Annotated in this window: 28 protein-coding genes; 15 read left to right on the top strand and 13 right to left on the bottom strand. The window is 64.5% G+C overall.

Features of this window, described 5'->3' with window-relative positions; all coding sequences use genetic code 11:
* Positions 1-3: 3 nt before the first annotated feature.
* On the bottom strand, positions 4-1,014 hold the full coding sequence (gene fgd / locus G6N08_RS04160) for a glucose-6-phosphate dehydrogenase (coenzyme-F420) (protein WP_163754681.1): 1,011 nt from the start codon (positions 1,012-1,014) through the stop codon (positions 4-6).
* A gap of 36 nt (positions 1,015-1,050) precedes the next feature.
* On the opposite strand from fgd, the gene G6N08_RS04165 reads away from it, so the two are divergent.
* Positions 1,051-1,797, top strand: a complete 747-nt coding sequence (locus tag G6N08_RS04165; RefSeq protein WP_163754684.1) for an MBL fold metallo-hydrolase — start codon at positions 1,051-1,053, stop codon at positions 1,795-1,797.
* Here G6N08_RS04165 and G6N08_RS04170 read toward each other — a convergent pair.
* The 3 genes from G6N08_RS04170 to G6N08_RS04180 form a co-directional block, all read right to left on the bottom strand.
* A complete protein-coding gene (locus G6N08_RS04170) occupies positions 1,772-2,983 on the bottom strand; it encodes a YncE family protein (RefSeq protein WP_163754687.1) in 1,212 nt (403 codons plus the stop codon). The genes G6N08_RS04165 and G6N08_RS04170 overlap by 26 nt on opposite strands.
* A 93-nt stretch (positions 2,984-3,076) precedes the next feature.
* Positions 3,077-4,024 (bottom strand): SAM-dependent methyltransferase, encoded by a 948-nt coding sequence (locus tag G6N08_RS04175; protein WP_163754690.1) that lies wholly within the window; start codon positions 4,022-4,024, stop codon positions 3,077-3,079.
* A 13-nt stretch (positions 4,025-4,037) separates the two neighbouring features.
* A complete protein-coding gene (locus G6N08_RS04180) occupies positions 4,038-4,406 on the bottom strand; it encodes a DUF3054 domain-containing protein (RefSeq protein WP_163754693.1) in 369 nt (122 codons plus the stop codon).
* A 184-nt stretch (positions 4,407-4,590) separates the two neighbouring features.
* Between G6N08_RS04180 and G6N08_RS04185 the strand changes: the two genes are divergently transcribed.
* From G6N08_RS04185 to ctaD, 8 genes are all read left to right on the top strand, one after another.
* On the top strand, positions 4,591-5,322 hold the full coding sequence (locus G6N08_RS04185; RefSeq protein ID WP_163754695.1) for an SDR family NAD(P)-dependent oxidoreductase: 732 nt from the start codon (positions 4,591-4,593) through the stop codon (positions 5,320-5,322).
* Positions 5,323-5,335: 13 nt separating this feature from the next.
* Positions 5,336-6,517 carry an acyl-CoA dehydrogenase gene (locus G6N08_RS04190; RefSeq protein WP_163754697.1) on the top strand — a complete coding sequence of 394 codons (1,182 nt, stop codon included), beginning with the start codon at positions 5,336-5,338 and terminating at the stop codon, positions 6,515-6,517.
* Between the two features lie 13 nt (positions 6,518-6,530).
* Positions 6,531-7,679 carry an acyl-CoA dehydrogenase family protein gene (locus G6N08_RS04195; RefSeq protein ID WP_163754699.1) on the top strand — a complete coding sequence of 383 codons (1,149 nt, stop codon included), beginning with the start codon at positions 6,531-6,533 and terminating at the stop codon, positions 7,677-7,679.
* Positions 7,679-8,356, top strand: coding sequence for a TetR/AcrR family transcriptional regulator (locus G6N08_RS04200; RefSeq protein WP_163754701.1), 678 nt, complete (start codon positions 7,679-7,681; stop codon positions 8,354-8,356). Before G6N08_RS04195 ends, G6N08_RS04200 begins: the two co-directional genes overlap by 1 nt.
* Positions 8,357-8,553: 197 nt before the next feature.
* Positions 8,554-8,934, top strand: coding sequence for a carboxymuconolactone decarboxylase family protein (locus G6N08_RS04205; RefSeq protein ID WP_163754703.1), 381 nt, complete (start codon positions 8,554-8,556; stop codon positions 8,932-8,934).
* 168 nt (positions 8,935-9,102) lie between these two features.
* Positions 9,103-9,234 (top strand): DUF8730 family Cys-rich protein, encoded by a 132-nt coding sequence (locus G6N08_RS21490; RefSeq protein WP_503826677.1) that lies wholly within the window; start codon positions 9,103-9,105, stop codon positions 9,232-9,234.
* A gap of 39 nt (positions 9,235-9,273) precedes the next feature.
* Entirely contained in the window at positions 9,274-9,546 is a 273-nt protein-coding gene (locus G6N08_RS04210; RefSeq protein ID WP_163754705.1) for a hypothetical protein, read from the top strand.
* A 135-nt stretch (positions 9,547-9,681) separates the two neighbouring features.
* Positions 9,682-11,412, top strand: coding sequence for an aa3-type cytochrome oxidase subunit I (gene ctaD / locus G6N08_RS04215; protein ID WP_163754707.1), 1,731 nt, complete (start codon positions 9,682-9,684; stop codon positions 11,410-11,412).
* A gap of 48 nt (positions 11,413-11,460) precedes the next feature.
* Here ctaD and G6N08_RS04220 read toward each other — a convergent pair whose 3' ends face one another.
* From G6N08_RS04220 to G6N08_RS20325, 4 genes are all read right to left on the bottom strand, one after another.
* A complete protein-coding gene (locus tag G6N08_RS04220) occupies positions 11,461-12,372 on the bottom strand; it encodes a sulfite exporter TauE/SafE family protein (RefSeq protein ID WP_163754709.1) in 912 nt (303 codons plus the stop codon).
* 100 nt (positions 12,373-12,472) lie between these two features.
* Positions 12,473-12,715: a hypothetical protein gene (locus tag G6N08_RS04225; protein WP_163754710.1), complete on the bottom strand. Its 243-nt coding sequence runs from the start codon at positions 12,713-12,715 to the stop codon at positions 12,473-12,475.
* Entirely contained in the window at positions 12,712-13,452 is a 741-nt protein-coding gene (locus G6N08_RS20320) for a YeeE/YedE thiosulfate transporter family protein (protein ID WP_218033336.1), read from the bottom strand. The genes G6N08_RS04225 and G6N08_RS20320 overlap by 4 nt, the downstream gene beginning before the upstream one ends.
* 63 nt (positions 13,453-13,515) lie before the next feature.
* Positions 13,516-13,932 carry a YeeE/YedE thiosulfate transporter family protein gene (locus tag G6N08_RS20325; RefSeq protein ID WP_218033337.1) on the bottom strand — a complete coding sequence of 139 codons (417 nt, stop codon included), beginning with the start codon at positions 13,930-13,932 and terminating at the stop codon, positions 13,516-13,518.
* 244 nt (positions 13,933-14,176) lie between these two features.
* Here G6N08_RS20325 and G6N08_RS04235 point away from each other — a divergent pair, with 244 nt between their 5' ends.
* From G6N08_RS04235 to G6N08_RS04250, 4 genes are all read left to right on the top strand, one after another.
* The gene (locus tag G6N08_RS04235) at positions 14,177-14,902 is read left to right on the top strand and encodes a peroxiredoxin (protein WP_371868952.1); all 726 of its coding nucleotides are present in this window, start codon (positions 14,177-14,179) and stop codon (positions 14,900-14,902) included.
* 13 nt (positions 14,903-14,915) lie between these two features.
* On the top strand, positions 14,916-15,587 hold the full coding sequence (locus tag G6N08_RS04240; RefSeq protein WP_371868953.1) for a PIG-L family deacetylase: 672 nt from the start codon (positions 14,916-14,918) through the stop codon (positions 15,585-15,587).
* 112 nt (positions 15,588-15,699) lie between these two features.
* Positions 15,700-16,164 carry a redoxin domain-containing protein gene (locus G6N08_RS04245; RefSeq protein WP_246216690.1) on the top strand — a complete coding sequence of 155 codons (465 nt, stop codon included), beginning with the start codon at positions 15,700-15,702 and terminating at the stop codon, positions 16,162-16,164.
* Positions 16,161-17,039 (top strand): cytochrome c biogenesis CcdA family protein, encoded by an 879-nt coding sequence (locus G6N08_RS04250; RefSeq protein ID WP_163754714.1) that lies wholly within the window; start codon positions 16,161-16,163, stop codon positions 17,037-17,039. The genes G6N08_RS04245 and G6N08_RS04250 overlap by 4 nt, the downstream gene beginning before the upstream one ends.
* A gap of 109 nt (positions 17,040-17,148) precedes the next feature.
* On the opposite strand, the gene G6N08_RS21165 is transcribed toward G6N08_RS04250, so the two are convergent.
* From G6N08_RS21165 to G6N08_RS04265, 4 genes are all read right to left on the bottom strand, one after another.
* On the bottom strand, positions 17,149-17,286 hold the full coding sequence (locus G6N08_RS21165; protein ID WP_308494697.1) for a hypothetical protein: 138 nt from the start codon (positions 17,284-17,286) through the stop codon (positions 17,149-17,151).
* The gene (locus tag G6N08_RS21170; protein WP_308494698.1) at positions 17,283-17,447 is read right to left on the bottom strand and encodes a hypothetical protein; all 165 of its coding nucleotides are present in this window, start codon (positions 17,445-17,447) and stop codon (positions 17,283-17,285) included. The genes G6N08_RS21165 and G6N08_RS21170 overlap by 4 nt, the downstream gene beginning before the upstream one ends.
* A 154-nt stretch (positions 17,448-17,601) precedes the next feature.
* On the bottom strand, positions 17,602-17,916 hold the full coding sequence (locus tag G6N08_RS04260; RefSeq protein ID WP_163754716.1) for a DUF732 domain-containing protein: 315 nt from the start codon (positions 17,914-17,916) through the stop codon (positions 17,602-17,604).
* Between the two features lie 256 nt (positions 17,917-18,172).
* Positions 18,173-18,499: a DUF732 domain-containing protein gene (locus tag G6N08_RS04265; protein WP_163754718.1), complete on the bottom strand. Its 327-nt coding sequence runs from the start codon at positions 18,497-18,499 to the stop codon at positions 18,173-18,175.
* 572 nt (positions 18,500-19,071) lie between these two features.
* Between G6N08_RS04265 and G6N08_RS04270 the strand changes: the two genes are divergently transcribed.
* Both G6N08_RS04270 and G6N08_RS21020 read left to right on the top strand, forming a co-directional pair.
* Entirely contained in the window at positions 19,072-20,232 is a 1,161-nt protein-coding gene (locus G6N08_RS04270) for a PPE family protein (RefSeq protein WP_163754720.1), read from the top strand.
* Between the two features lie 143 nt (positions 20,233-20,375).
* The gene (locus G6N08_RS21020; protein WP_163754723.1) at positions 20,376-21,755 is read left to right on the top strand and encodes a PPE family protein; all 1,380 of its coding nucleotides are present in this window, start codon (positions 20,376-20,378) and stop codon (positions 21,753-21,755) included.
* Between the two features lie 350 nt (positions 21,756-22,105).
* On the opposite strand, the gene G6N08_RS04280 is transcribed toward G6N08_RS21020, so the two are convergent.
* Positions 22,106-22,438, bottom strand: a complete 333-nt coding sequence (locus G6N08_RS04280) for a DUF732 domain-containing protein (protein WP_163754725.1) — start codon at positions 22,436-22,438, stop codon at positions 22,106-22,108.
* Positions 22,439-22,810: the final 372 nt, after the last annotated feature.

The following is a 22,810-nucleotide window of genomic DNA, read 5'->3' on the forward strand; positions in this document are numbered from 1 at the left end:
CGGTTAGGCCAGCCGGCGCAACCTGGGCGCGAGATCTTTGCGGAAAAGCTCTAAAAAGCGGCGCTGGTCGTGCCCCGGCGCGTGGAACACCAGGTGATTGAGGCCCCACCCCACGTACTGGCCGACCTTTTCGACGGCCTCGTCGGGGTCTGACGCGACGATCCAGCGCTTGGCGACCTGCTCGATCGGCAGCGCGTCGGCCGCCCTCTCCATCTCGATGGGGTCGTCGATGCTGTGCTTCTGTTCGGCGGTCAGCGACAGCGGTGCCCAAAACCGGGTGTTCTCCAGCGCCAGTTCAGGATCAGGGTCATAAGAAATCTTGATCTCGATCATCTTGTCGATATCGTCGGCGTTTCGGCCCGCCCCGGTTGCCCCCTCCACGACAGCGGGGATCAGTTTGTCGTGGTAGAGCTCCTCACCCTTGCCCGAGGTGCAGATGAACCCGTCGCCGGCCCGGCCGGCGTATTTGGCCACTGCGGGACCGCCGGCGGCGATGTAGATCGGCACCCCGCCCTCGGGCACGTCGTAGATGGAAGCGCCCTTGAGCCGGTAGTACTCACCGTCGAAGTCGACCCGGTCTCCGCGCCACAGTTCCCGCATCAGTCGCACTGCTTCGCGCAACCGGGCGAACCGCTCCTTGAACTCCGGCCAGACACCCTCATAGCCGGTGGCGATCTCGTTGAGCGCCTCACCGGTGCCCACCCCCAAAAACACCCGGCCCGGATACAGACAACCCATGGTGGCGAACGCCTGCGCGACGACTGCGGGGTTGTACCGAAACGTCGGCGTGAGTACCGACGTGCCCAACTGGATCCTGCTGGTGCGCTCCCCGACGGCAGTCAGCCAGGCCAGCGAAAATGGGGCGTGCCCGCCCTGGTGACGCCACGGCTGGAAATGATCACTGACGGTGGCGCTGTCCATACCATGCGCTTCGGCCGCGACACCAAGTTCAACGAGTTCTCGCGGCCCGAACTGCTCAGCCGACGCCTTGTATCCGAGTTTGAGTTCCGCCACCCTGTCGTTTCTACTCCCTTGCCTACACTCGCGAGCATGGCACCGGCGCTCACTGCGATCACCGAGAGCGTGCACCTCGCCCAGGGTGACGCGGTCAACTGGCTGCTGGTCACCGACGACACCCGCGTCATGCTGATCGACGCCGGGTATCCGGGTGACCGTGCCGACGTGCTGAGCTCACTGCGCCAGCTCGGCTACCAGGCGGACGATGTGTGCGCAATCGTGTTGACGCATGCGCACATCGATCATCTCGGCTCGGCGATCTGGTTCGCCAAGACCCACGGCACACCGGTGTATTGCCATGCCGAGGAGGTGGGGCACGCCAAACGCGAATACCTGCAACAGGCGTCGCCCGTCGAGGTCGCGCTGCGCGTCTGGCGGCCCCGGTGGGCGGCCTGGGCTGCACATGTGGTCCGCAAGGGCGGCCTCGTTCGTGACGGCATCCCGACTGCGCAGCCGCTGACCGCCGACACCGCCGCCGAGTTGCCTGGTCACCCGATGGTGATTCGCACCCCTGGGCATACCAGCGGACACTGCTCCTACCTGGTGGACGGGGTGCTCGCCAGCGGCGACGCTCTGGTGACCGGGCACCCGTTACTGCGTCGCAGCGGGCCGCAGCTGCTTCCGGCGGTGTTCAGCCACAACCAGGACGACTGTGTGCGCAGCCTGGCGGCGCTGGCGCTGCTGGAGACCGAGATTCTGGCTCCCGGCCACGGTGACCTGTGGCGCGGCCCGATCCGCGAAGCCGCCGAGCGGGCTAGCGCACTGGCTCGGGGGCGCTGATGTGACCGCCCGAGTTTTCACAGCGCTCACCGCTGTCTGCAGCGGCGCCGGTCAGCGGAAGCGTTTCGGCCTCGGTTTCTCGCCTGGCCGGCAGGTTGACGGTCCGCGGCACGCTCGTGTCGGCAGACCTCGGCGTCGCGAGTGCGGTGACCGTTGCCGCCCAGTAGTCGCCCACATACAGCCACCGGCCCTCCGGATGGACAGCCACCGCTTCCGGGTTGCCTCCGACCTCGATCGTGGTCACGACGCTGTGGGTGGCCATGTCGATCACGGTGACGCTGCCGCCGCCGAAATTGGTGACGTACAGGTACCGACCATCCGGGTCGGCTGCCACACCGCGCGGAAGGTCACCTGCGATGTGCGTGCGCACCGTATTGGTGACGGTGTCTACCACCGCAACCGAACCAACGGTGATCACATACGCGCAGCCGGCGGGACTCACCACCACCCTCAAGGGGATGTCCTCCACCGGGATCAGGCTGACTTGGCGTGTCTTGAGGTTGACTGCCGAGACACAGCGGATCTCCGGATGCGTGACGTAAAGACGCCACCCCTCCGGCCCCAGCGTCATGGCGCTGGGACACACGCCGATCGGGATCCGGTCGACGACAGCATAGGTGGTGGTGTCGATGACCAGCACGCTGCCCTGGTCGTACTGGTGATGGGGCAATCGTTCCGATGTGGCGGCATAGAGGCGGGCACCGTCGGAACTGACCGCCAGGCTCGCGATGCGGCCGGGGAGCCGAATTGCGGCAATTGTGGTGCCACTGGGGTCGATGACGGAGATCCGGCTGTGCCGGCTCGCGTCGCCGACCGGGCCGTGTGCGAGGTAAAAACGGCTGCCGTCGGGGGCGGCCACTTCGTCAACTGTGGGGGCGCACCGACCGGTCCGCACGGTGTGGTGGGTGGGACAGATCATCGACACCAAACCGGAATAGCCGATGACGCAGACGGTACTGCCATCGCCGGCGGTCACGATGTTCTTGGGGTGCCCGGGAATCGGGACGGTAGTGATCACCCGGTGGTCCCGGCCGTCGATGACCGTGACGCCGTCGGTGGTGGCGGCGTAGACGTGCCCGCCGGGCGTGACCGCTATGCCCACCACCCCGCCGGAAACCGGAATGCTCACCGCAGCCGACTCCGCGCCGTACCGCCCACGCTGCTGAGAACACATCGCTGGTGTCATGGCCGCCCCCTTCCCGCACCCGGTCGCAGCGAGAGATATCCGAGAGATATCAAGGTGATCAAAACAACCATGGAGATGTCGCCGGGATTCCCGTCACGCTGATTGCCCAGCGTCTCCAGCCGCGCCGCGGTGGCGCGAACGGCGGGTGGCGGTGACGTAGCGCTGCGAGACCGGGATGTTTGCGAGGTCGTCGCGCCGCAGCCGAGGCAATCCGGTGGCAGCGAACAGGTCAGCCAGGTTACTCGTTGCCGTCTCCCAGCCCCGGGCCGCCAGGTATTCCCCGACATCGTGATGCCGGCCCGCGTAGGTCAAACCGGTCAGGCCGATCTCCAAACCGTGGTGGCGCCAGCGTTCGGCTAGGGTCTGCTCTCGCTCGGCCCACGACTGGATACCAGTCGGCATGTGGTCGGCGGCCAACCTGCTGCCGGCGGCGCTCAGCGCGGTGACGTTGTCCAACAACCGGTCCTGCGCTTCGGGAGATAAAACCCCGCTCAGCAGCCCTTCGGCGATCCACACGCCCGGTTCGCCACCATCGAAGCCGACCCGGCGCAGTGCCGCGGGCCAATCCTGGTTGAGGTTGACGCCCACCGCGCGGCGATTCACGGTCGGGGTTGCGCCCAACTGCCGCAGCACCCCCGTCTTGAACTCGATCACCGAGGGCTGGTCGAGCTCGTACACGGCCGTGCCCGGCGGCCACCACAGCCGGTAGGGCCGCGCATCCAATCCTGAGGCCAGGATCACCACCTGGCGGATGCCGTGCCCCACAGCCGTGGCCACGAAATCATCGAAGAACCGGCTGCGTACGGCGAAAAGCTCGATCATCCGCGCCAGCGCAGCGTCGTCGCCGAGATCAAAAATGTCCAGCTCCCCGTCGATGAGCCGGGTGAAAAAGCCTATCCGCGTGGCGCGTACCAACGGCTCGGCGAATGGGTCGGTGATCAGCCCGCGCTTGGTTGCCACCGCCCGGGCGGCCGCGACCAGTGTTGCCGCGGCGTCCACGCGGAGTGCCGGGCCCGCGCTGTGGTGCTTCGTCCGTGCCATGGTGTCGTCACCGTCACCGACGCCGGCGGCGTCGTAGCAACGTGGCAGCTCCCCGCCACCCCAGCAATAACACAGCGGTGACGGACGCGGCCACCGCCACGAAACTCACCGCCACACCGGCAGAACTGACCTTGCGCAGCAGCATTCCGGCCACCAGTGTGCACACCCACACCACGACACCGGTCGGGAATATCGCCAGTGGGTCTCGCCAGCCCCGTGATACCAGCCAGCCAGCCGCCGTTCCGGTGAGGAACGGCCAGGCTGTCGTCGCCACGCCGGCCACGCTGAGCCCTTCGCCGTGGCTACGCCGTCCGACCACGCAGAACACCAGCACACCGATGACGTCAACGCCCAGCCAAGCCGGGCTGCGCTGTGCCCGCATGCCGCGACCGTACCCCGACCGCGGTGGGCCTTGACCCCGCCGTGTGATGAATGTAGGTTCGTCGCCGATGAATGGCGATTCATTCGCCGGTGCCCGGGTGCCCGCGATGGTGGAACCCCGATGACGTCGGCCAGGGCGCCGCGGTCGTCACGGGTGCTATGTCACGACCGGAGGGGAACCGTCGATGAGCGACAAGATCGCATTGGTGACCGGCGCCGCATCGGGCATCGGTAAGGCCGTCGCGCTGGGCTTCGCTGCTCATGGTGAGCGGGTGATCGCCGCTGATCTTGATGAGGCGGCCGCGAAAGCGACTGCGCAGGAATACCCCGAGCTGATCACCGCCCTGCCCGTCGACGTCGCCAACCGCGCCCAGGTGGATCTGCTGCGCGACCGGGCGCAGGCTGAGGTCGGTGCGCCCACCATCATCGTCAACGCCGCGGGATGGGACCGCACGGACCAATTCCTTAACGCCACAACAGAATTTGCCGAAAAGGTGGTCGCTATCAACTACCTCGGCCCGGTGCACGTGTGCAGCGCGTTTTTGCCGGGGATGATCGCGGCGGGCGGCGGAAGAGTAGTCAACCTAGCCAGTGATGCCGGGCGCGTCGGCAGCGCCGGCGAGACGATCTATGCCGGCGCCAAAGGCGGCGTCATCGCGTTCACCAAATCGCTGGCCCGGGAAATGGCTCGCCATCAGATCACCGTCAATTGTGTGTGCCCCGGTCCCACTGATACACCACTGTTTCACGCTCAGCCGGAGAAACTGAAAGAGGCTTTGGTCAAGGCGATCCCGTTTCGTCGGCTGGCCCGGCCCGAGGAAGTTGCCGCGGCTGTTTTGTTCTTCGCCTCCGACTCCGCATCCTTCATCACCGGCCAGGTGATCAGCGTCAGCGGCGGCCTCACCATGGCGGGCTGACTAGGATCGATCGATGAGCACGGCATCAGATTTCCACCCACTCGACCCGCTCAGCCTGGACGCGTCGTTGTCCGACGACGAGATCGCCTTACGCGAGACCGTCCGCGCGTTCTGCGCTGAGCATGTCACTCCCTACGTGGCCGACTGGTTCGAAACCGGCGATCTGCCTGTAGCCCGGGAGCTCGCGAAACAGTTCGGCCAGCTCGGCCTGCTGGGTATGCACCTGCGGGGCTATGGGTGTAGTGGCGCGTCAGCCGTCCACTACGGACTGGCCTGTCTGGAGCTCGAGGCTGCGGACTCCGGCGTCCGGTCACTGGTGTCGGTGCAGGGGTCGCTGGCAATGTTCGCCATCTGGAACTTCGGCTCCGAGGAGCAAAAACAGCAGTGGCTCCCGGGTATGGCCGCGGGCGAGCTGCTTGGCTGTTTCGGCCTGACCGAACCTGATGTCGGATCCGACCCGGCCGCCATGAAGACCGCAGCGCGCCGCGACGGCCCGGACTGGGTGCTCAACGGTCGAAAAATGTGGATCACCAACGGCTCGATCGCTGACGTCGCGATCGTGTGGGCTACCACCGACGACGGTATCCGCGGGTTCATCGTCCCGGCCGACGCCCCGGGGTTTTCCGCCCATACCATTCATCACAAGCTCTCGCTACGGGCTTCGATCACCAGCGAATTGGTTCTCGACGATGTGCGGTTACCGGAAAAGGCCATGCTGCCCAAGGCTATCGGACTGCGCGGACCACTGGCCTGTCTGTCCGAGGCGCGGTACGGAATCGTCTGGGGCGCGATGGGCGCGGCGCGTACGGCATGGCAGTGCGCGCTGGAGTATGCGCGCCAGCGCACCCAGTTCGGGCGTCCGATCGCCGGATTCCAGTTGACGCAAGCCAAGCTCGTCGACATGGCAGTTGAGCTGCACAAGGGGCAGTTGCTGGCCCTGCATCTCGGCCGTCTCAAGGATCGTGCCGGGCTGCGTCCTGAACAGGTCAGCTTCGGCAAGCTCAACAACACCCGAGAAGCGCTGGAGATCTGCCGCACAGCGCGAACGATACTGGGCGGAAACGGAATATCGCTTGAGTATCCGGTGATCCGGCACATGACCAACCTGGAATCGGTGCTGACTTACGAGGGCACGGCTGAGATGCACCAACTGATTCTGGGCCAAGCGTTCACTGGTATGAACGCCTTCCGCTGACAGGAGTACCGTCATGACGTCACGCCTGGCCCACTCCCCCGAACATCACCAGTTTCGGGAACTGGTGCGTGATTTCGTGCAGCGTACTGTCGTACCCGCCCACGAGGACTGGGAGCGGGCCGGATGCTGGGATCGATCCCTGTTCACCGAGGCAGGAAAACTGGGACTGCTGGGCTTTCCCGTGCCCGAACAGTTCGGCGGCCCGGGGGTCAACGACTTTCGCTACCATGCGATCGTCGTCGAAGAGCTGCAACGGGCCGGGGCAGCTGCCGAGGCAGTCGCATTCTCACTGCAAAACGACATCGTATTGCCCTATCTCACCGAGCTGACGACCGCAGAACAGAAACAACGGTGGCTGCCCGGTGTAGTGACCGGCGAAACGATACTCGGCATAGCGATGACCGAGCCTGGCGCCGGTAGTGATCTGGCGGGCATCCGCACCACGGCGGTTCGCGATGGCAACCACTACGTCGTCAACGGTGCGAAAACCTTCATCTCCAACGGACAAAACGGCGACTTGTTCGTCGTAGCGGTGCGCACGTCGCCGGAGCGGCACAAAGGCCTGTCGCTGCTTGTGGTCGACGCGGACACCCCGGGTTTTCACCGTGGACGTAACCTGGAAAAAATCGGCCTGCACGCCCAGGACACCAGCGAGCTAACCTTCACCGACATGCGGGTTCCCGTCGACAACCTGCTTCAACAAGAGGGCCAGGGCTTTTATCAGATGATGAAAAACCTTCCTCAGGAGCGGCTTTCGCTCGGTGTTGGAGCAGTGGCCGCCGCTGAGGGAGTGCTGGCCGAAACCATCGACTATGTTCGCCAACGGCACGCGTTCGGCACGTCAGTCGCGAGCTTTCAAAACAGTCAGTTCCTGCTGGCCGAGCTGGCAACTGAGCTCGACGTGGCGCGCACCTACCTTGACGACTGCATCGCCGAACACGTAGCCGGTGAGCTGACCGCGGCTCGCGCAGCACGGCTGAAATGGTGGACTACCGAGCTGCAGGTACGCGTCGCCGACCGCTGCCTGCAGTTGCACGGGGGATATGGCTATATGCGGGAATACCCGGTGTCGCGGGCGTTCGTCGACGCCCGGATCCAGACGATTTACGGGGGCACCACCGAAATCATGAAGACGATCATCGCCAAGGATCTGGGTATCTGATGGCCACTGACGTCGCCGACTACGGCGCTCTGCCTGTCGAGGAGGCGGTGCGCGCTGCCCGGATCAGTTCGCGGCGTCGCCAGGTGCTTGACGCTGCGGTCAAAATTATGGGTAAGACTGGGTTTCACCAAATGTCCATGCAGGATTTGGCCGCCGAGGCCAACGTCAGCGTGGGCTTGATCTACACATACTTCGGCGGCAAAGAAGATCTGCTGCTTGCGACGATCATGCGGATCCAGGATGCGTTTCGCGATCAGCTGGCGCCTGCGATGAATGCCGCAGGCGAGGATGTCGTCGAGCGGCTGGCCGCCGGTATCCGTCGCTATATCGAGATCGTCGACGAGAACCTGGACGCGGTGGTGTTGACCTACCGGGAGAGCCGCACTCTTGACGCGGCCGGGCGCGCGCAGATCAAGAAACTCGAGATCGCCACCGCCGCCCCGCTACGTGCGGCGATCACGGACGGTATCGCCGCCGGGGTTTTCCGTGATACCGACGTTGATCTGATGGCATTCGACATCATGCTGCTCGCGCACGGTTGGGCCTTGAAGCACTGGCATTTCCGCCCGATCTATAGCCTCGACGACTACATTCGCCTGCAGACCCGCTCTGTGCTCAATTCGTTGATCGCACCCGAGCGGCGCGGCGACTATCCGCGGCTACTGGCTGACGACTGATCCGATACGCCCGCGCACCAGGGCGTCCTGACTCCGACAGCGAGATTCTCGCAGCACCTCCCAGGCGCGCGTCGACACCGGTCCCGGATCAGCAGGTCGGTGATGTGCGAGTCGGTGCTGCAGCCACAAACCGGCGCCGGGGGAGGTCATGGACCGTCTCGGTGGTATACCTATAGGGGTATTGGTATGATGGCGGCATGAGTGAACACACCCACCACCATGACGTGCTGAATGAGCTTCGCCCTCAACACCGCGCGCTGCGCACCATGATCCCCGACGTCTATCGCGGATTCGCCGAGCTGAGCAATGCCGCGCTGACGTCGGGTGCCTTGGACAAGAGAATTAAAGAGCTCATCGCGCTGGCGATCGGGGTGGTAGCAGGCTGTGACGGCTGCATCGCTTCACACGCTCAGGGCGCCGCGCGTGCCGGCGCCTCCAAGGAGGAAGCCGCCGAGGCGATCGGCGTCACCTTCCTCATGCACGGCGGGCCGGCCACCATCTACGGTGCTCGGGCGTATGACGCGTTTTGCGAATTCGCTGACGCGGAAACCAACACCGCAGCGGGATCACCCCGATGAATAGTGCCGATTCAGTGAGGCGGATCTCATCCCAGCGATCCTGCACTGGATCGATGCCGAAGGGCCCGACCAGCCCGATGGCGTTCCCGGCAATGGCTGCGTCGACTGCCCGCAGGAAGACGTCAAACCACGACAGCCCAAAGACTTTCACCAAAACTGGAGCGACCAATGTGCTACCCGGTACGTTGCCCGAGCTGCGGTAAAACCACCTGGGCGGGCTGCGGCGAACACGCCGCCCGGGTCATGGCGTCGGTGCCGGCCGGTCAGCGATGCACCTGCCGAAACGACGTGCCCAGGTAGTGCGGGACGCCGAAAAGAAAGAAGGGAGAAGGAAGTCTCATGACATCAGGTAGTCCTGACCAGTCCGCCATGGACCAGAAACAAAGGGAGCTAATCGCCGAACTCCAGGCGGCCCACGAGCGCAACGAGCATCTGATGGCCGTCAACGATGAGTTGCGTGAACGCCTTAGCAGCCTCACCGAGGCTTACGCCACGCTCATCGGTGACGCGATGAACCTGGCGGAGGTCAAAGACCACATGCCGACACTCGCCGCCAACGTCGACCCGCAGTGGTGCGCGCAGGCTACCGCCGCCCTGTGCCGATCCAGGTAGTCGGGGCGGCGCCGGACACACGAAACCCCAGACACGTCGTGACGTCCAGCACTGGGCACTCCGGGCAATCCGCGCCCCCGATGTCTGCACGCTGAGGTTTCCCCGCCGCCGACCGCGGAAATGCTGAGGAGGGCTATGACTGCCGAAGCACCACCTGCCGCAACGTTACAAGCGCACCGCCCGTTTCCGGCGCGCTTGCGCCCGAAGGGTACGCTGGTCTACCAGTTGGTGACCACCACCGATCACAAGATGATCGGCATCATGTACGTGGTCACCAGCTATGCACTGTTTTTCGCCGCCGGGCTGATGGCGCTGTTGATGCGCGCCGAGCTGGCCTCGCCGGGGCTGCAGTTTTTGTCCAATGAGCAGTACAACCAGCTGTTCACCATGCACGGCACCATCATGCTGCTGCTGTATGCCACCCCGATCGTGTTCGGCTTCGCCAACCTGGTGCTGCCGCTGCAGATCGGCGCCCCGGATGTGGCGTTTCCCCGGCTGAACGCCTTCTCCTACTGGTTATTTCTCTGTGGCGCTTTGATCACGCTGGCCGGGTTCATCACCCCCGGCGGGGCGGCCGATTTCGGCTGGACCGCCTACACCCCGCTGTCCGACGCCATCCATAGCCCCGGCGCCGGCAGCGACCTGTGGGTCATGGGTCTGATCGTGGCCGGTCTGGGCACCATCCTGGGCGCGGTCAACATGATCACCACCGTGGTGTGCATGCGCGCACCCGGGATGACGATGTTTCGGATGCCGATCTTCACCTGGAACATCCTGGTGACCTCCATTTTGGTGCTGATGGCATTTCCGCCGCTGACCGCCGCGCTGTTCGCGTTGGCCTACGACCGCCATCTCGGGGGGCATATCTACGACCCCGCCAACGGCGGCCCGATCCTCTGGCAGCACCTGTTCTGGTTTTTCGGCCACCCCGAGGTCTACATCGTGGCGCTGCCGTTCTTCGGCATCGTCACCGAGATCATCCCGGTATTCAGCCGCAAACCCGTCTTCGGCTACACCACCCTGGTCTATGCCACCCTGGGCATCGCCGGGCTGTCGATGACAGTCTGGGCGCATCACATGTTCGCCACGGGCGCGGTGCTGCTGCCGTTTTTCAGCTTGACCTCGTATCTGATTGCGGTGCCGACCGGGATCAAGTTCTTCAACTGGATCGGCACCATGTGGAAGGGCCAGCTGACCTTCGAAACACCGATGCTGTGGGCGTTCGGTTTTTTGGTCACCTTCCTGCTCGGCGGGCTCTCCGGGGTGCTGTTGGCCAGCCCGCCGCTGGACTTTCACGTCACCGACAGCTATTTCGTGGTCGCGCATTTCCACTACACGCTGTTCGGCACCATCGTGTTCGCCTCGTTCGCCGGGGTGTATTTCTGGTTTCCGAAGATGACCGGACGGCTGCTGGACGAGCGGCTGGGCAAACTGCATTTCTGGTTGACGCTGATCGGGTTTAACACCACGTTTTTGGTGCAGCACTGGCTCGGTGACATGGGCATGCCGCGCCGCTACGCCGACTACCTGCCCAGCGACGGCTTCCAGCCGCTTAACGTGGTCTCCACGATCGGGGCGTTCATCCTGGGGGTGTCGATGCTGCCGTTCGTGTGGAACGTGTTCACAAGCTGGCGCTACGGCGAACCGGTCACCGTCGACGACCCGTGGGGCTACGGCAACTCCCTGGAGTGGGCGACCACCTGCCCACCCCCGCGGCACAACTTCTACGAACTGCCCAGGATCCGCTCCGAGCGCCCGGCGTTCGAGCTGCATTACCCCCACATGGTGGACCGACTGCGCGCCGAAGCCCACGTCGGCCGCAACCACAAGACCGTCAAACCACCAGCCAGTCTGGCTGGCACCTGAGTACAGTCGGGGACAATGTGCCGCAGAAATGCGTGACTTCCTGGCCGGTCACATCCCGCGAATCGACTGGACCACCGTATAACAGGCGACAGCCACCAGCAGCCACACGAACCACCGGGTGAGCCGGGCCGCCGGTACCCGACTGGCGATCAGGGTGCCGACGCCGACGCCGATGATTCCGGCCGCAGTAAAAGGGATCGCCACCCGCCAGTCGATTTCGCCGCCCGGTAGACGGAATATCACACCTTCTGCCGAGGTGATGACGATCACCAGCAGCGAGGTCCCCACCGCGGCAGGAATCTCGAAGTCGAGTGCCAGCACCAGCGCCGGCACAATCACAAAGCCCCCGCCAACCCCGAAAAGTCCAGTGAGAAAACCCACGATGGTGCCGGCGATCACCACACGTGCGCCGGTGGCCAGCACCGCCCGCCGCTGACGCTCACCCCCCGACACCGTCCCCGACCCTTCCGAAGCGGCCCGTGCCGGGCGGACGCGCCGTGCGCTTGCGGGTCGGCCACGGTCACCGTCGATAGCCACTGTATTGAATTGTCTAGCGTGACACGATGTCTCGGCTTGCCGGACATGCATCCGCCATGCGGCCACCAGAATCAGCACCGAAAATGCCAGTAACAGCACTTCGCTGGAAACCATGCGATTCAGTAAGGATCCGAGTAACGAGCCGCCGATGCCGACTATCCCGAAAATCAGCCCCGGCGCGACTCGCACCGTACCGGTGCGGATGTGGCCGGCCAGGCCGACGAACGCCGTGGCGCCGACCGCGACCAGCGAGGTCGTCATCGCTGTTTGGGCTCTCTCACCCACCACGTAGACCAGTGCTGGAACCGCCAGAATGGAACCCCCGCCGCCGAGGGCTCCGAGCGCGACACCGATCACAAAGCCCAGGAGTGCCGCACTGGCGATGCCGCTCATGCTGATCGCCGCCAGACGGACACTGCACACGGTGGGTTACCTCGTCGCGGCCCGGGCAGCGAGCGGGTGGGTACCACATACCTTCTGCCGCGACACGACCCGGTCGTTTCGCACCCCCCAGGATCTGGTCTCATCGGTCGTGCTCCCGGTTGGCCCGGCCTTTGCCGGCCCGATCGTCATTGGATACCCGGTGCTCTCGCCAGTACACCGAAAGGTAGCCGAGCAGTCCCAGTGGGATAACGGCCGTCACCAGCGCCTGGGCCAGGGTCAACGGCGTCGACGTGTGATTGTGAGTCACTACCGCCGCGACTGCACAGGTCGCGGGTGCAGCGCCCACCACACCGATGCGTAACCATTTCTCGTTCGTTTTCATCCCGCTACCTTGTCGGTGGCGTTTCCATACGTGATACGGGCTGTCACAATCATGCCGATAAAGACGGCTACGGCGAATAACCACCCGCTGGCCGCCATTTGAATTCCGCCGCTGAGGATATGCCCACTGGTACATCCGTCGGCCATCCGGGTCCCAAACATCAGGATAAAGAACCCGCCGAAGCTGCCGATTGCTCGCTTGACCGGACTGTTTCCGAACCGATTGCGCCAGGACGGGGGTATGACTGACCTGAATCCCTGGAAATGGCGGCTCACGAGAACTGCTGCGATGAGGGCGCCCAGGAAAGTGCCGATATCCGAGAACGGCTCCCAGCCTATTTTTTGGTTCACTGCATCAGTGTATTCGGACCGAAAAGGCAGCGTATACCCGATAACCCACGAATACGTGGTCGATTCACCGAAGATCTGATGAAGGAAAATTGCCAGCACCACGACTAACCCGAGTAGCGCGCTCGTCCCCAATTTTGCGCGCGAGTAGAAATTGGGGTTCGGTACGTCGGCGGCGACCATCCGCTCGAACCTGCCGAGGGTGCCCCGGTCTAATCCGCCCTCCGCCAGGTAAGCGACGGTGTCTGCTATCAGCTCCTGTTCGCGTGGATCCGGTTTGTGTGTAAGCGCTTGGACGAGAGAGCTTTTACCACGCGCGTAGCGCGGCAGCAGCGCCGTACCAACAAGAAGTGCGATCGCGTACAGCCCAGCGATCGCAAGTGTGAACATCGGCCGAAGATGATGGATAGATCCGGACGCCACCAGGTCACCGTAATTTCCAGTGCTCACCAGCTACTGACCAACCGGGGTCGGGTATAGGAGTGTCCACGCCGCCGCACCGAGGAGTCCGCCCGGCAACGCGTACACCGCATCGCGTCGACCTTCGCCGAGCGCCATCAGCTCAGAACCCGGGACATAGCCGGAGATAGCCATTCCGGCTCCGAAAAGAAGCCCGCCGATCATCACGCCGGCGATGTAAATCGGTTTCGGCGAAAAATGCATAGAGAATCCCAGCGCGGAAAGACCGTACAAGGTCACGGCGCCAACCGCCGAGGCGATAGCGATGCAGCCGACGAGTAGCCGGTCTTTCCACCGGGCCAGCCGGATAAGGGTCTCCGGGTTTGCGATGCCCCAGATCTCTCCGATCGCTCCGACCACCATTCCGAAGATCACGCCGACCCATAGCGGAGCTGTCAGCGTTATCATCATCACGCTTCCTCCACCTCGACATTTCGCGGCCAGCCATTAACCGCCTTCGACCTGGACCTCGGTGGCGCCGCCTCGCCATGCGGAGAGCTGCCGTCGCGGTCGTGGGTGCACCGGGCAACGCTCGGCCGGTGCCGATCGGCGTTGAGCCGCGGCACCGGACGAGTGCGGGAGCCACTCGACAGCGATCATATACCCTGTGGGGTATATACTCGGCGGTAGTACCGCTTCAGGAGGATCGAAGATCATGACCGCTGCCGCCGAGACACCAGCCACCACACCGCCCATGCCACGTATCGGCGATCCGGCACCGGCATTTAGCGCCGTGAGCACCCGGGGGAAGATCGACTTTCCCGCCGACTACGAAGGCAAATGGGTGATTTTCTTCTCACACCCGGCCGACTTCACGCCGGTATGCACCACCGAGTTCATGACGTTCGCTTCCATGCAGCAGCAGTTTGCCGCGTACAACACCGAATTGCTGGGACTGTCGGTGGACGGGCTCTACAGCCACATCGCGTGGCTGCGCACGATCAAGGAGAAAATCGCCTTTCGTGACTTGAAGAACGTCGATGTGAGCTTTCCCGTCATCGAAGATGTCTCACTGAGTGTCGCCCGCAAATACGGGATGGTCATGCCAGGCGAGGATTCCACCAAGGCGGTGCGGGCAGTGTTTGTCATCGATCCGAAGGGCATCATCCGCGTCATCATCTACTACCCGCTCAGCCTGGGACGTAACTTCGACGAGTTGCTGCGGGTCGTCAAGGCCCTGCAGACGTGTGACCATTTCGGGGTCTCTACACCGGCGGACTGGCAACCCGGTGAGCCCGTCGTCCTCGCCGCGCCCGGCACCACCGGTGCCGCCCAGGAACGTATGGCGGGCACCGCTGAAGGCGTCGAGTGTACAGAGTGGTTTTTGTGCACCAAAAAGCTGTCCGCCGAAGAGATCGAAGCCGCCATCCGGGTCGCCTAGCGGGGGCCCGGCGTTGACAACGGGCGACGGGCTTCCCCCGTGGCGAAACGTGTTGGCCGTGGTCGCCCACCCCGACGACGAGTCGTTCGGTTTGGGCGCCGTCCTCTCGTCCTTCGCCGAACGGGGAGCGAGATTAGCCGTTTTGTGCCTGACCCGCGGCGAGGCGTCAACATTGCACGGTGTTGCCGGTGATCTGAGCGAGATTCGGGCGCGTGAGCTGGCGGCGGCGGCCGAGGTGCTCGGCGTGTCGACTGTCGAACTGCTCAGTTACCCTGACGGCCATTTATCTGAGACGCCCGCCGATGAGCTGTCGGTTCCGGTCGTCGATTTCGCCAGAAAAGTCGGCGCGGACGGCGTGCTTGCGTTTGATTCTAATGGTGTCACTGGCCATCCCGACCATCAGCGGGCGACCGCTGCTGCACGGGCCGCCGCACTTGACCTTGACCTGCCTGTGCTGGGCTGGACGCTGCCCAGCGCAGTCGCCGACACGCTGAACCACGAGTACCACACGTCCTTTGCCGGATACCCGAGCACACATATCGACCTCGTGATACCGGTCGACCGGCATCAGCAATACCGGGCGGTACGCTGCCACCCCAGCCAGGCGCTGCCAACCAGTGTGCTGTGGCGCCGCCTGGAACTATTAGGTCCGCATGAGCACCTGCGCCGGCTCACTCCCGTCTGATACCGACATCCAGCCACAAGCATCTACTGCCTAGGCACCTAGGCAGTAGGTTGGTCACTGTCGAGGTTTCGTATCCGAAGGAGTCACCGTGCCCCGTCGTTTGACCACGTGGTTGGCTGCCGCTGCACTACTGTTGGCGGGTTGCGGCTGGTCCCACACCACTGCACCTGCCCCTGTTCAGCTGCAGTTCTCTGCTAAAACCCTTGCTGGTCAACCGTTTTCCGGAGAAAGCTTGAGGGGTAAACCGTCTGTGTTGTGGTTTTGGGCTCCGTGGTGCCCCCAGTGTCAGCAGGAGGCGTCGACGGTCGCCAAGGTCGCGGCGGCCAACCCTGCGGTGACGTTTGTCGGCGTGGCCGGACATGACCGGATACCCGCCATGCAGGCGTTCGTCGACAAATACCGCCTGGGTGGGTTCACCCAGCTGGCCGATACCGACGGGACGATCTGGGCCAGGTTCGGGGTCACGCACCAGCCGGCCTATGCTTTCGTCAGCTCGCACGGTAGTGTCGACGTGGTCAAAAGTTCCCTGCGGGAATCGCAGTTGAGCGAGCGGGTTCACGCGCTGGTCACTCAATGATCGACACGGCGGCATTGGGTTTCGCGTTAGGCGCCGGGCTTGTCGCCGCCCTCAACCCTTGTGGATTCGCTTTACTGCCAGGTTATTTGGGTTTGGTGATCGCCGAGGCCCAGGACATATCGCGCGGCACGGCGCTGGCCCGCGCGGCGGCGGCCACCGTGATGATGGCGCTCGGATTCCTCACGGTTTTCGGCATTTTCGGCCTGGTGATCTCGCCTGCAGTCGCATCGGCGGAGAAATATCTGCCGTTCGCCACCGTCGTCATCGGCGTTGTGCTGATCGCGATGGCCATCTGGCTGCTGGTCGGTAAGGACATCAATGCCGCCGTGCCCAAGCTGACGCGCGGAACACCGACACGACGGCTGGGGTCGATGTACGGCTATGGCGTGAGCTACGCGGTGGCTTCGCTATCGTGCACGCTCGCACCGTTTCTCGCTGTCATCAGCACGACGTTCAAACAGGGTTTGATGCTGTCCGGCATCCTGGCCTTCCTCGCCTACACCGCCGGGATGACAGCGACGGTGGGAGCTGCCGCATTGGGTGTCGCGCTGGCCGGTTCGTCCGCCGGCGCTGCACTGCGCAGGATTCTGCCGTATGTGGGCCGTATCGCCGGCGTTGTCGTTCTGTTGACCGGACTGTACGTGACCTACTACGGCTATTACGAAATCCGGGTGTATTTCGCTGATGCTGCCCCGGACGACCCGGTCGTCCACATCGCCGGTATCGTACAAAGCTGGCTGGTGCACCAGGTCGACAAGCTCGGTGTATGGCCACTGCTCGGTATGGCCGCCTTGTTCGTCGCTGCGGCGTTCCGCTGGCGCTCAGTGAGCCGCTGGCTTCATCGACACCCCGATGCCACCAGCGATTCCAGCTAACCAGACGCTGAAAACGGGTGCTCTCAAAGACGACAGGCCATTCCGACCGCCAGTGGTGTGTGCAGCGCCAGCGCGGCGACGCCGTTCAGCAGCAACAAGACGGCTGTGTTCATGCGTCGTTCCGGTTGTCGATGATGCGGCGCAGCGCAGCCCGAACCCGCGTTGCTTCTTGTTCATCCATCTGGTTGATGAAGAATGCCAGAACCAGGTCCGAATCGCCGCCGGCGTCGAAGGCGTCGCGCATCACCGCCGCAGAATGTTCTTCCCGCGCGCTACGTCGTCGAAGACCGCGCGAACCGTGGTGACCTCGCCGCGCTCCCGCACGCGGTCCATGATGACCGCCTCCTCGAGCCCACCCAAGCAGCGGGCCCGCGTCGGCACAGTCGCGCGGCTCTGACGCTTCGCCACGACGGTACGCTACCGATCTGCCGATTCGACAACACCGCCGGCCCACTGGGCCGATGGCCCGGGACCGGCGGCGCATCAACCGACATCAGCGCCTGTCACTGGCGGTATTTCGACGGTGACCTCGACACCGGGGTGCGGTCCACCGCAGCCGGCGTTATGACGCGGCAGGAACCTGATTACAGTACGTTGCCCGTGCGATCGCCACGAATTGTGACGCCTTCGTCAGCGACAATTCCGGATTGGCGTTTTTCACTCCGCGTGCAGCTTGGTTCGTGGTATGTCCCTGCGCGAGATAGTCGCATACTTCTCGGGCGCTGGCGACCGCGTCGGTGGGGTTGGGGTACTGGATACCGATCTGGTCGAGCGAGCTGAGGAAGGCCGTGTCCCCGGGATCGGCGTTGGCGGCCGCGGGCATTCCGACCACCGCAGCCACCCCGGCTGCGGCAAGAAGCGATCGTATAACTGTCATTGTCCCTCCGTAACGACAACGGGCCGGCTGGTTCGCCACTTGACGAACTCAGTTTTTATGAAATGGCTTGTACGCCAAGAGTTTATCGCTGGGCTGGCGGTGAGAACACGCCGGCGAGGGCTTTGGTCGACAGTGTTCACGCAGTGTTCAGCAACCTGCAAGGCCGGTGCCGATCGCCGCGGCGTTCGCACCATGATTACCCCCGCGATGACTGGCTTCACCCACTGCCCCGTGACCGATAACTCGTGGCCGCGTTTCAACCGCTGATACCGCCGGCCGGCAGCTGCGCAGGGCAGTACGTCTGCGCGGAGATCGCGACGAACTGGGCGGCGTTATGCATCGACAGGTGGTGGTTCCGCATTTTCAGGGCGCGCACGACGGTGTTCACCGGGCGCCCCGCAGCAAGGTAGTCACAGACGTCCTTGCCGATAGACACGGCATCCTGCGCATCTGCGTATTCGATTCCTGCACGATCGAGTTCGTCGAGGAACACGGTGTCGGTGTTATCGGCGTGTACCGGCGCGGCCAGGCCGACTGCCGTGACAGCACCGGCTGCAATCAACAGCCATCTCGCATACTGCATAGTTCCGGCAGCGTTATCGCTGTCGATGAACAGTAGCTGTGCAGCAGGTGAACCACACGTGAACGTTGCCCGTCACCTTGCCGCGGCGCGCACTTTATGGCGAACACCACACCGAGACCAACTCTGCAGCAATGGCTTTCGCACATCACGCGATGGGATCGCGCTGGCTGGTTGATTGTGCGGCGGCATCCAACAGTTCACCGTCACGGCAGTGTTTCGACCATCCGGCCGTAACCTCCGGTTTACCGCGGCGGGCTGTTATAACCCCGGCCCGGCAACCGGTCGCTTGGAGGGAGGCTCGCGATGAGGCGCATCAGTGCAGGTTCCGCAGCCAGAAAACACGGCGTACGGACCTCACGTTGCGCCCGCCCGGTGCCGCCCGGCCCGGTGTCCGCTGTCCCGGCGGGCGCACTCATGCGGCGGCGCATCCCGTTATCAGCTCTGGTACCGGCCGCAGGGTGCATCAGCACGTCGCCACACCGCTGTGGCAGGCCGGACGGTGACACCGATAACGAGCACCACCACATCACCTAGGACCGCAGACATCAACAGCAAGGAGAACGGGAGCCGAGATGTTTCTTGACTACAGTTTATTGCCTCCGGAGATCAACTCGGGGCGGATGTATGCCGGTCCCGGAGCGGGGTCGCTGCTCGCCGCCGCGGCGGCCTGGGATGAGCTGGCCGCCGAATTACACTCCGCGGCGGCCCAATACAGTTCGGTGATCGCAGCCTTGACAACCACACGGTGGACCGGCCCGTCGTCGGCGGCTATGGCGGCTGCCGCCCAAACGTATGTGACCTGGTTGCAGAACACAGCAGTTCAGGCTGAGCAGACGGCTGGCCAGGCCAAGGCGGCCGCGAGCGCCTACTCGACCGCGCTCGCCGCCCATGTGCCTCCGGCGGTCATCGCCTCCAACCGCGCCCTGTTGGCCGCACTGATCGCGCACAACTACTTCGGGCAGTACACGGCAGCGATCGGGGAGACCGAGCGTCAATACGCGCAGATGTGGGCCCAAGATGCCACTGCGATGAACGGATATGCCCGCTCGTCGGCGGCCGCGTCGGGACTCACTCCGTTCAGCCAACCACCGCAGAACACCAACCCGGCCGGACAGGCCGCCCAATCCGCCTCGGTTCTCCAGGCAACAGGCAGCAGCGCTGGTACACACGTGCAATCCGTGCTGTCGCAGCTGCTCAACCTTGGCACGTCGTCAGGCTCGTCGAGCACGACAAGCTCGTCGACGAGCACGATCAGCTCGGCAGTCAACAATGCTGCCAGCTACGCGTCAATGACCTTCGGTAACGGCACCGCCAGCTGGGCCGACGCCGCAAACGCGATTAGCAATATCAACAACGGGATCGGTTTGTTTACGTTCCTGGCCGAAAACCCCGCGGGGCTCTTCGAAACGCTCAACCCCCCGTTCGTGGGACCAGCGGCGCTGGGCTTCGGCGGCTCGGGGCTGGCTGCCGGCATGGGCCAGGCAATCAAGATCGGCGCGTTGTCGGCGCCGCCGAGCTGGGCGATGCCCGCTTCGGCGATCACCCCTGTCTCCTTCACCGTTCCGGCCGCCGGCGCGCCGAGCGTCCCGGCTGTCGTCGGAGGCTTCCCCGGCGGAGCGTTCGGCGAGACCATGCTGGGCACGCTGGCCGGCCGGGGTCTCGGCGGGGTTGCGGCCCGTGCCGTGGTGTCACGTAACCGCAAGGTGGTACCGCGTTCACCCGTCGCCGGGTGACCTTTGATGCCCGCGCGGCCGGTTTCCCGGCCGACTGGCACCCCGCCACCGCTACCGAGGCGGCCTGAGGTGTCGATCCCGAGAAATCTACGGCCACAACAACTTTCAAGACGGAAACGAGAAGTCGGGAAAGAGAAAACGAGATGGATTTTGCGTTGTTGCCGCCGGAGGTCAACTCCGGGCGCATGTATACCGGACCCGGGTCGGGGCCGATGCTGGCGGCGGCGGCGGCCTGGGACGCGCTGGCTGTGGAGCTGGAGACCACCGCGGCCGGCTACTCCTCGGTGATCGCGGGGCTGACCGGCCAAAGCTGGTCAGGGCCGACCTCGGCGGCGATGGCCGCCGCGGCCGCACCCTACGTGGCCTGGCTGCAGAGCACCGCCGCCCAGGCCGAACAGACCGCCATGCAGGCCAAAGAGGCCGCCGCAGCCTACGAGGCGGCGTTTGCGATGACGGTGCCCCCGCCGGTGATCGCGGCCAACCGGGCGCTGCTGGCAGCGCTGGTCGCCACCAACTTTTTCGGCCAGAACACCCCGGCGATCATGGCCACCGAGGCCCACTACGCCGAGATGTGGGCCCAAGACGCCGCCGCCATGTACGGCTACGCCGGCGCGTCGGCACACGCGAGCGCACTGAGCCCGTTTAACGAACCACCCCCGACCACCGACCCGGCCGGGTTGGGCGCCCAGACCGCCAGTGTGGCCCAGGCCGTCGGCACTGCCACCGGCTCCCACGTGCACCAGCTCACTCAGGTGACCACGGCGCTGCCTGCCGCGCTGCACCAGTTGGTTTCGCCGTCGGGTACATCGGGCTCCACGGAGACATCGACGACGTCGTTGCTGAACGAATTGAACACCTTGTTCGGTGGTAACACCGGTATGGCGTCAGCGTATACATCCAACTCGCTGGGCTACTTCACTGCCAGTTACACCGTCGGCGCCAACGGTTTCGGTTTTTACCGCGAAATACTCGTCCGCGGTGGAATCGCCGGCTACCTCACGTTCGAAGGCCTGGGGCCGCGCGAGGCCCTGTTCGGTGTGGCCGGGGCGCAGACGCCCGGGGGTCTGGGCCGAGCCGCCGCGCTCGCGCCACTCGCGGGAGTCGGGCAGGCGTCCTCGGTCGGGTCGTTGTCGGTGCCACCCAGCTGGGCTGCCGCCGCCGAGACCGAGCCGGTGGCGATTTCCCTGACGTCCACCGCCACCGACGCCGCCCCGCTGGTCGCCGCCAGCCTGCCTCCGGGTATGGCACTGCAAGAAGCGATGATGGGCACGATGTCGGGGCGGGGCGCGCTGACCGGTGTGACGGACCGCCGCGACGGCAATGACGATGATCGCGATGACAAGAACCAAAAGGGGAAAGCCGAGAAGGAAGGGGAGCGTCCGGCCGCTGCCTTGATCACGCCCAGCGGCTGGCTGGCGTCAACGTGGGCCTATAACAGCCGCCGGCGCGTGGAACCGGATCCGTTGCCGCTTCCGCCACAATGGCAAGAGGAATTGGCCGCCAACCAATCCGCCTGGGGATAAGAGGCGGAATCGCGACGACACGACGATACCGGGCCCGGGACGCGGCGCACCCCGCCGGTATCGGGCACGTGGTGCCGGCTGGCGGCTAATCAGCTTGCCGTCGACCATCTTTCACACGTCTAGCGTGTCGTGGGCTCTGCCGCGCGATCCGGTGGTCACCCGATACGGTGGGACCGTCCCCGCGCCCGTCTAGTCGGTGGCCGCGTCACGACCGATCACCGATGTCGCCCGTCCGATCGGGCGCCGGAAATCACGGGATTCGCTCTCGCCCGGTCGGCGACACCGCTTTAACAGATAACGCCCGCGGACCCTGGCTCGGTCAGCGACAACACGGTGCGCAGCGCCATTATTTAGCCGCCGCCGCCACCGCCCATGGGTGGTAAGGGGCAGTACGCGCCGCGCGCGAGATCGACGAACTGGAGCGCCTGATCCGGCGATAGTTCGGGATTCTCCTCTGCGACCATTTGGACAGTTGCGTTAGGGCTGTGTCCTCCCGCCATGTACGAGCACACCGCTTTCCCGCTGGCGATTACTCGATCCGCGCTGGGATAGGTGATCCCAACTTCTTGCAGTGCCTGAAGAAAAGCAGCGTCACGGGGGTCGTCGTCAGCGCGTGCAACGCCGGCCATACCAATCAAGGTGGTTGCCCAAATCGCAGCCAAAAACAGCTTCACCATGTTCATTACTTCTCCCACCTTGAGATCCGAAAAACCCAATCTTTTAGCGAAAGCATAGAACACCAGCGCTATTCGCGCGCATCTTCGCGTAAGCTCTAGGACCGCCCATCAGTGGCCCGATTCGAATCCGCAGAGCCGGCCCGCGTGACAGGCGTCGGCGCGGACGTCGGTCGCGGTACCAATCACGACAAAAGCCGTGTGAGCAGAGGGCCGAGCCCACAACGGCCACATCCACGCCGTGGTGGCGGTGCCGGCGTTCTGTCCTGCCCCGTCTTGCCCGGTCCACGGGTTCTTGCGGGCTCGCGCACTTCCGGGCAATCAGGCGAACTGCGACCGTCTGCTACCCCAGCCGGACACGCCAGGCACCGTCGTCCGTGC

It is taken from the genome of Mycobacterium botniense (assembly GCF_010723305.1).
Classification (GTDB): Bacteria; Actinomycetota; Actinomycetes; order Mycobacteriales; family Mycobacteriaceae; genus Mycobacterium; species Mycobacterium botniense.

What these genes read in the sequence shown, in the direction of transcription:
- G6N08_RS04165 (WP_163754684.1), top strand. Translation starts at nt 1,051, where the DNA reads ATGGCACCGGCGCTCACTGCGATCACCGAGAGCGTGCACCTCGCCCAG.
- G6N08_RS04170 (WP_163754687.1), bottom strand. Translation starts at nt 2,983, where the DNA reads ATGACACCAGCGATGTGTTCTCAGCAGCGTGGGCGGTACGGCGCGGAG.
- G6N08_RS04175 (WP_163754690.1), bottom strand. Translation starts at nt 4,024, where the DNA reads ATGGCACGGACGAAGCACCACAGCGCGGGCCCGGCACTCCGCGTGGAC.
- G6N08_RS04180 (WP_163754693.1), bottom strand. Translation starts at nt 4,406, where the DNA reads ATGCGGGCACAGCGCAGCCCGGCTTGGCTGGGCGTTGACGTCATCGGT.
- G6N08_RS04185 (WP_163754695.1), top strand. Translation starts at nt 4,591, where the DNA reads ATGAGCGACAAGATCGCATTGGTGACCGGCGCCGCATCGGGCATCGGT.
- G6N08_RS04190 (WP_163754697.1), top strand. Translation starts at nt 5,336, where the DNA reads ATGAGCACGGCATCAGATTTCCACCCACTCGACCCGCTCAGCCTGGAC.
- G6N08_RS04195 (WP_163754699.1), top strand. Translation starts at nt 6,531, where the DNA reads ATGACGTCACGCCTGGCCCACTCCCCCGAACATCACCAGTTTCGGGAA.
- G6N08_RS04200 (WP_163754701.1), top strand. Translation starts at nt 7,679, where the DNA reads ATGGCCACTGACGTCGCCGACTACGGCGCTCTGCCTGTCGAGGAGGCG.
- G6N08_RS04205 (WP_163754703.1), top strand. Translation starts at nt 8,554, where the DNA reads ATGAGTGAACACACCCACCACCATGACGTGCTGAATGAGCTTCGCCCT.
- G6N08_RS21490 (WP_503826677.1), top strand. Translation starts at nt 9,103, where the DNA reads ATGTGCTACCCGGTACGTTGCCCGAGCTGCGGTAAAACCACCTGGGCG.
- G6N08_RS04210 (WP_163754705.1), top strand. Translation starts at nt 9,274, where the DNA reads ATGACATCAGGTAGTCCTGACCAGTCCGCCATGGACCAGAAACAAAGG.
- ctaD (WP_163754707.1), top strand. Translation starts at nt 9,682, where the DNA reads ATGACTGCCGAAGCACCACCTGCCGCAACGTTACAAGCGCACCGCCCG.
- G6N08_RS04225 (WP_163754710.1), bottom strand. Translation starts at nt 12,715, where the DNA reads ATGAAAACGAACGAGAAATGGTTACGCATCGGTGTGGTGGGCGCTGCA.
- G6N08_RS20320 (WP_218033336.1), bottom strand. Translation starts at nt 13,452, where the DNA reads ATGTTCACACTTGCGATCGCTGGGCTGTACGCGATCGCACTTCTTGTT.
- G6N08_RS20325 (WP_218033337.1), bottom strand. Translation starts at nt 13,932, where the DNA reads ATGATGATAACGCTGACAGCTCCGCTATGGGTCGGCGTGATCTTCGGA.
- G6N08_RS04235 (WP_371868952.1), top strand. Translation starts at nt 14,177, where the DNA reads ATGACCGCTGCCGCCGAGACACCAGCCACCACACCGCCCATGCCACGT.
- G6N08_RS04250 (WP_163754714.1), top strand. Translation starts at nt 16,161, where the DNA reads ATGATCGACACGGCGGCATTGGGTTTCGCGTTAGGCGCCGGGCTTGTC.
- G6N08_RS04260 (WP_163754716.1), bottom strand. Translation starts at nt 17,916, where the DNA reads ATGACAGTTATACGATCGCTTCTTGCCGCAGCCGGGGTGGCTGCGGTG.
- G6N08_RS04265 (WP_163754718.1), bottom strand. Translation starts at nt 18,499, where the DNA reads ATGCAGTATGCGAGATGGCTGTTGATTGCAGCCGGTGCTGTCACGGCA.
- G6N08_RS04270 (WP_163754720.1), top strand. Translation starts at nt 19,072, where the DNA reads ATGTTTCTTGACTACAGTTTATTGCCTCCGGAGATCAACTCGGGGCGG.
- G6N08_RS21020 (WP_163754723.1), top strand. Translation starts at nt 20,376, where the DNA reads ATGGATTTTGCGTTGTTGCCGCCGGAGGTCAACTCCGGGCGCATGTAT.
- G6N08_RS04280 (WP_163754725.1), bottom strand. Translation starts at nt 22,438, where the DNA reads ATGAACATGGTGAAGCTGTTTTTGGCTGCGATTTGGGCAACCACCTTG.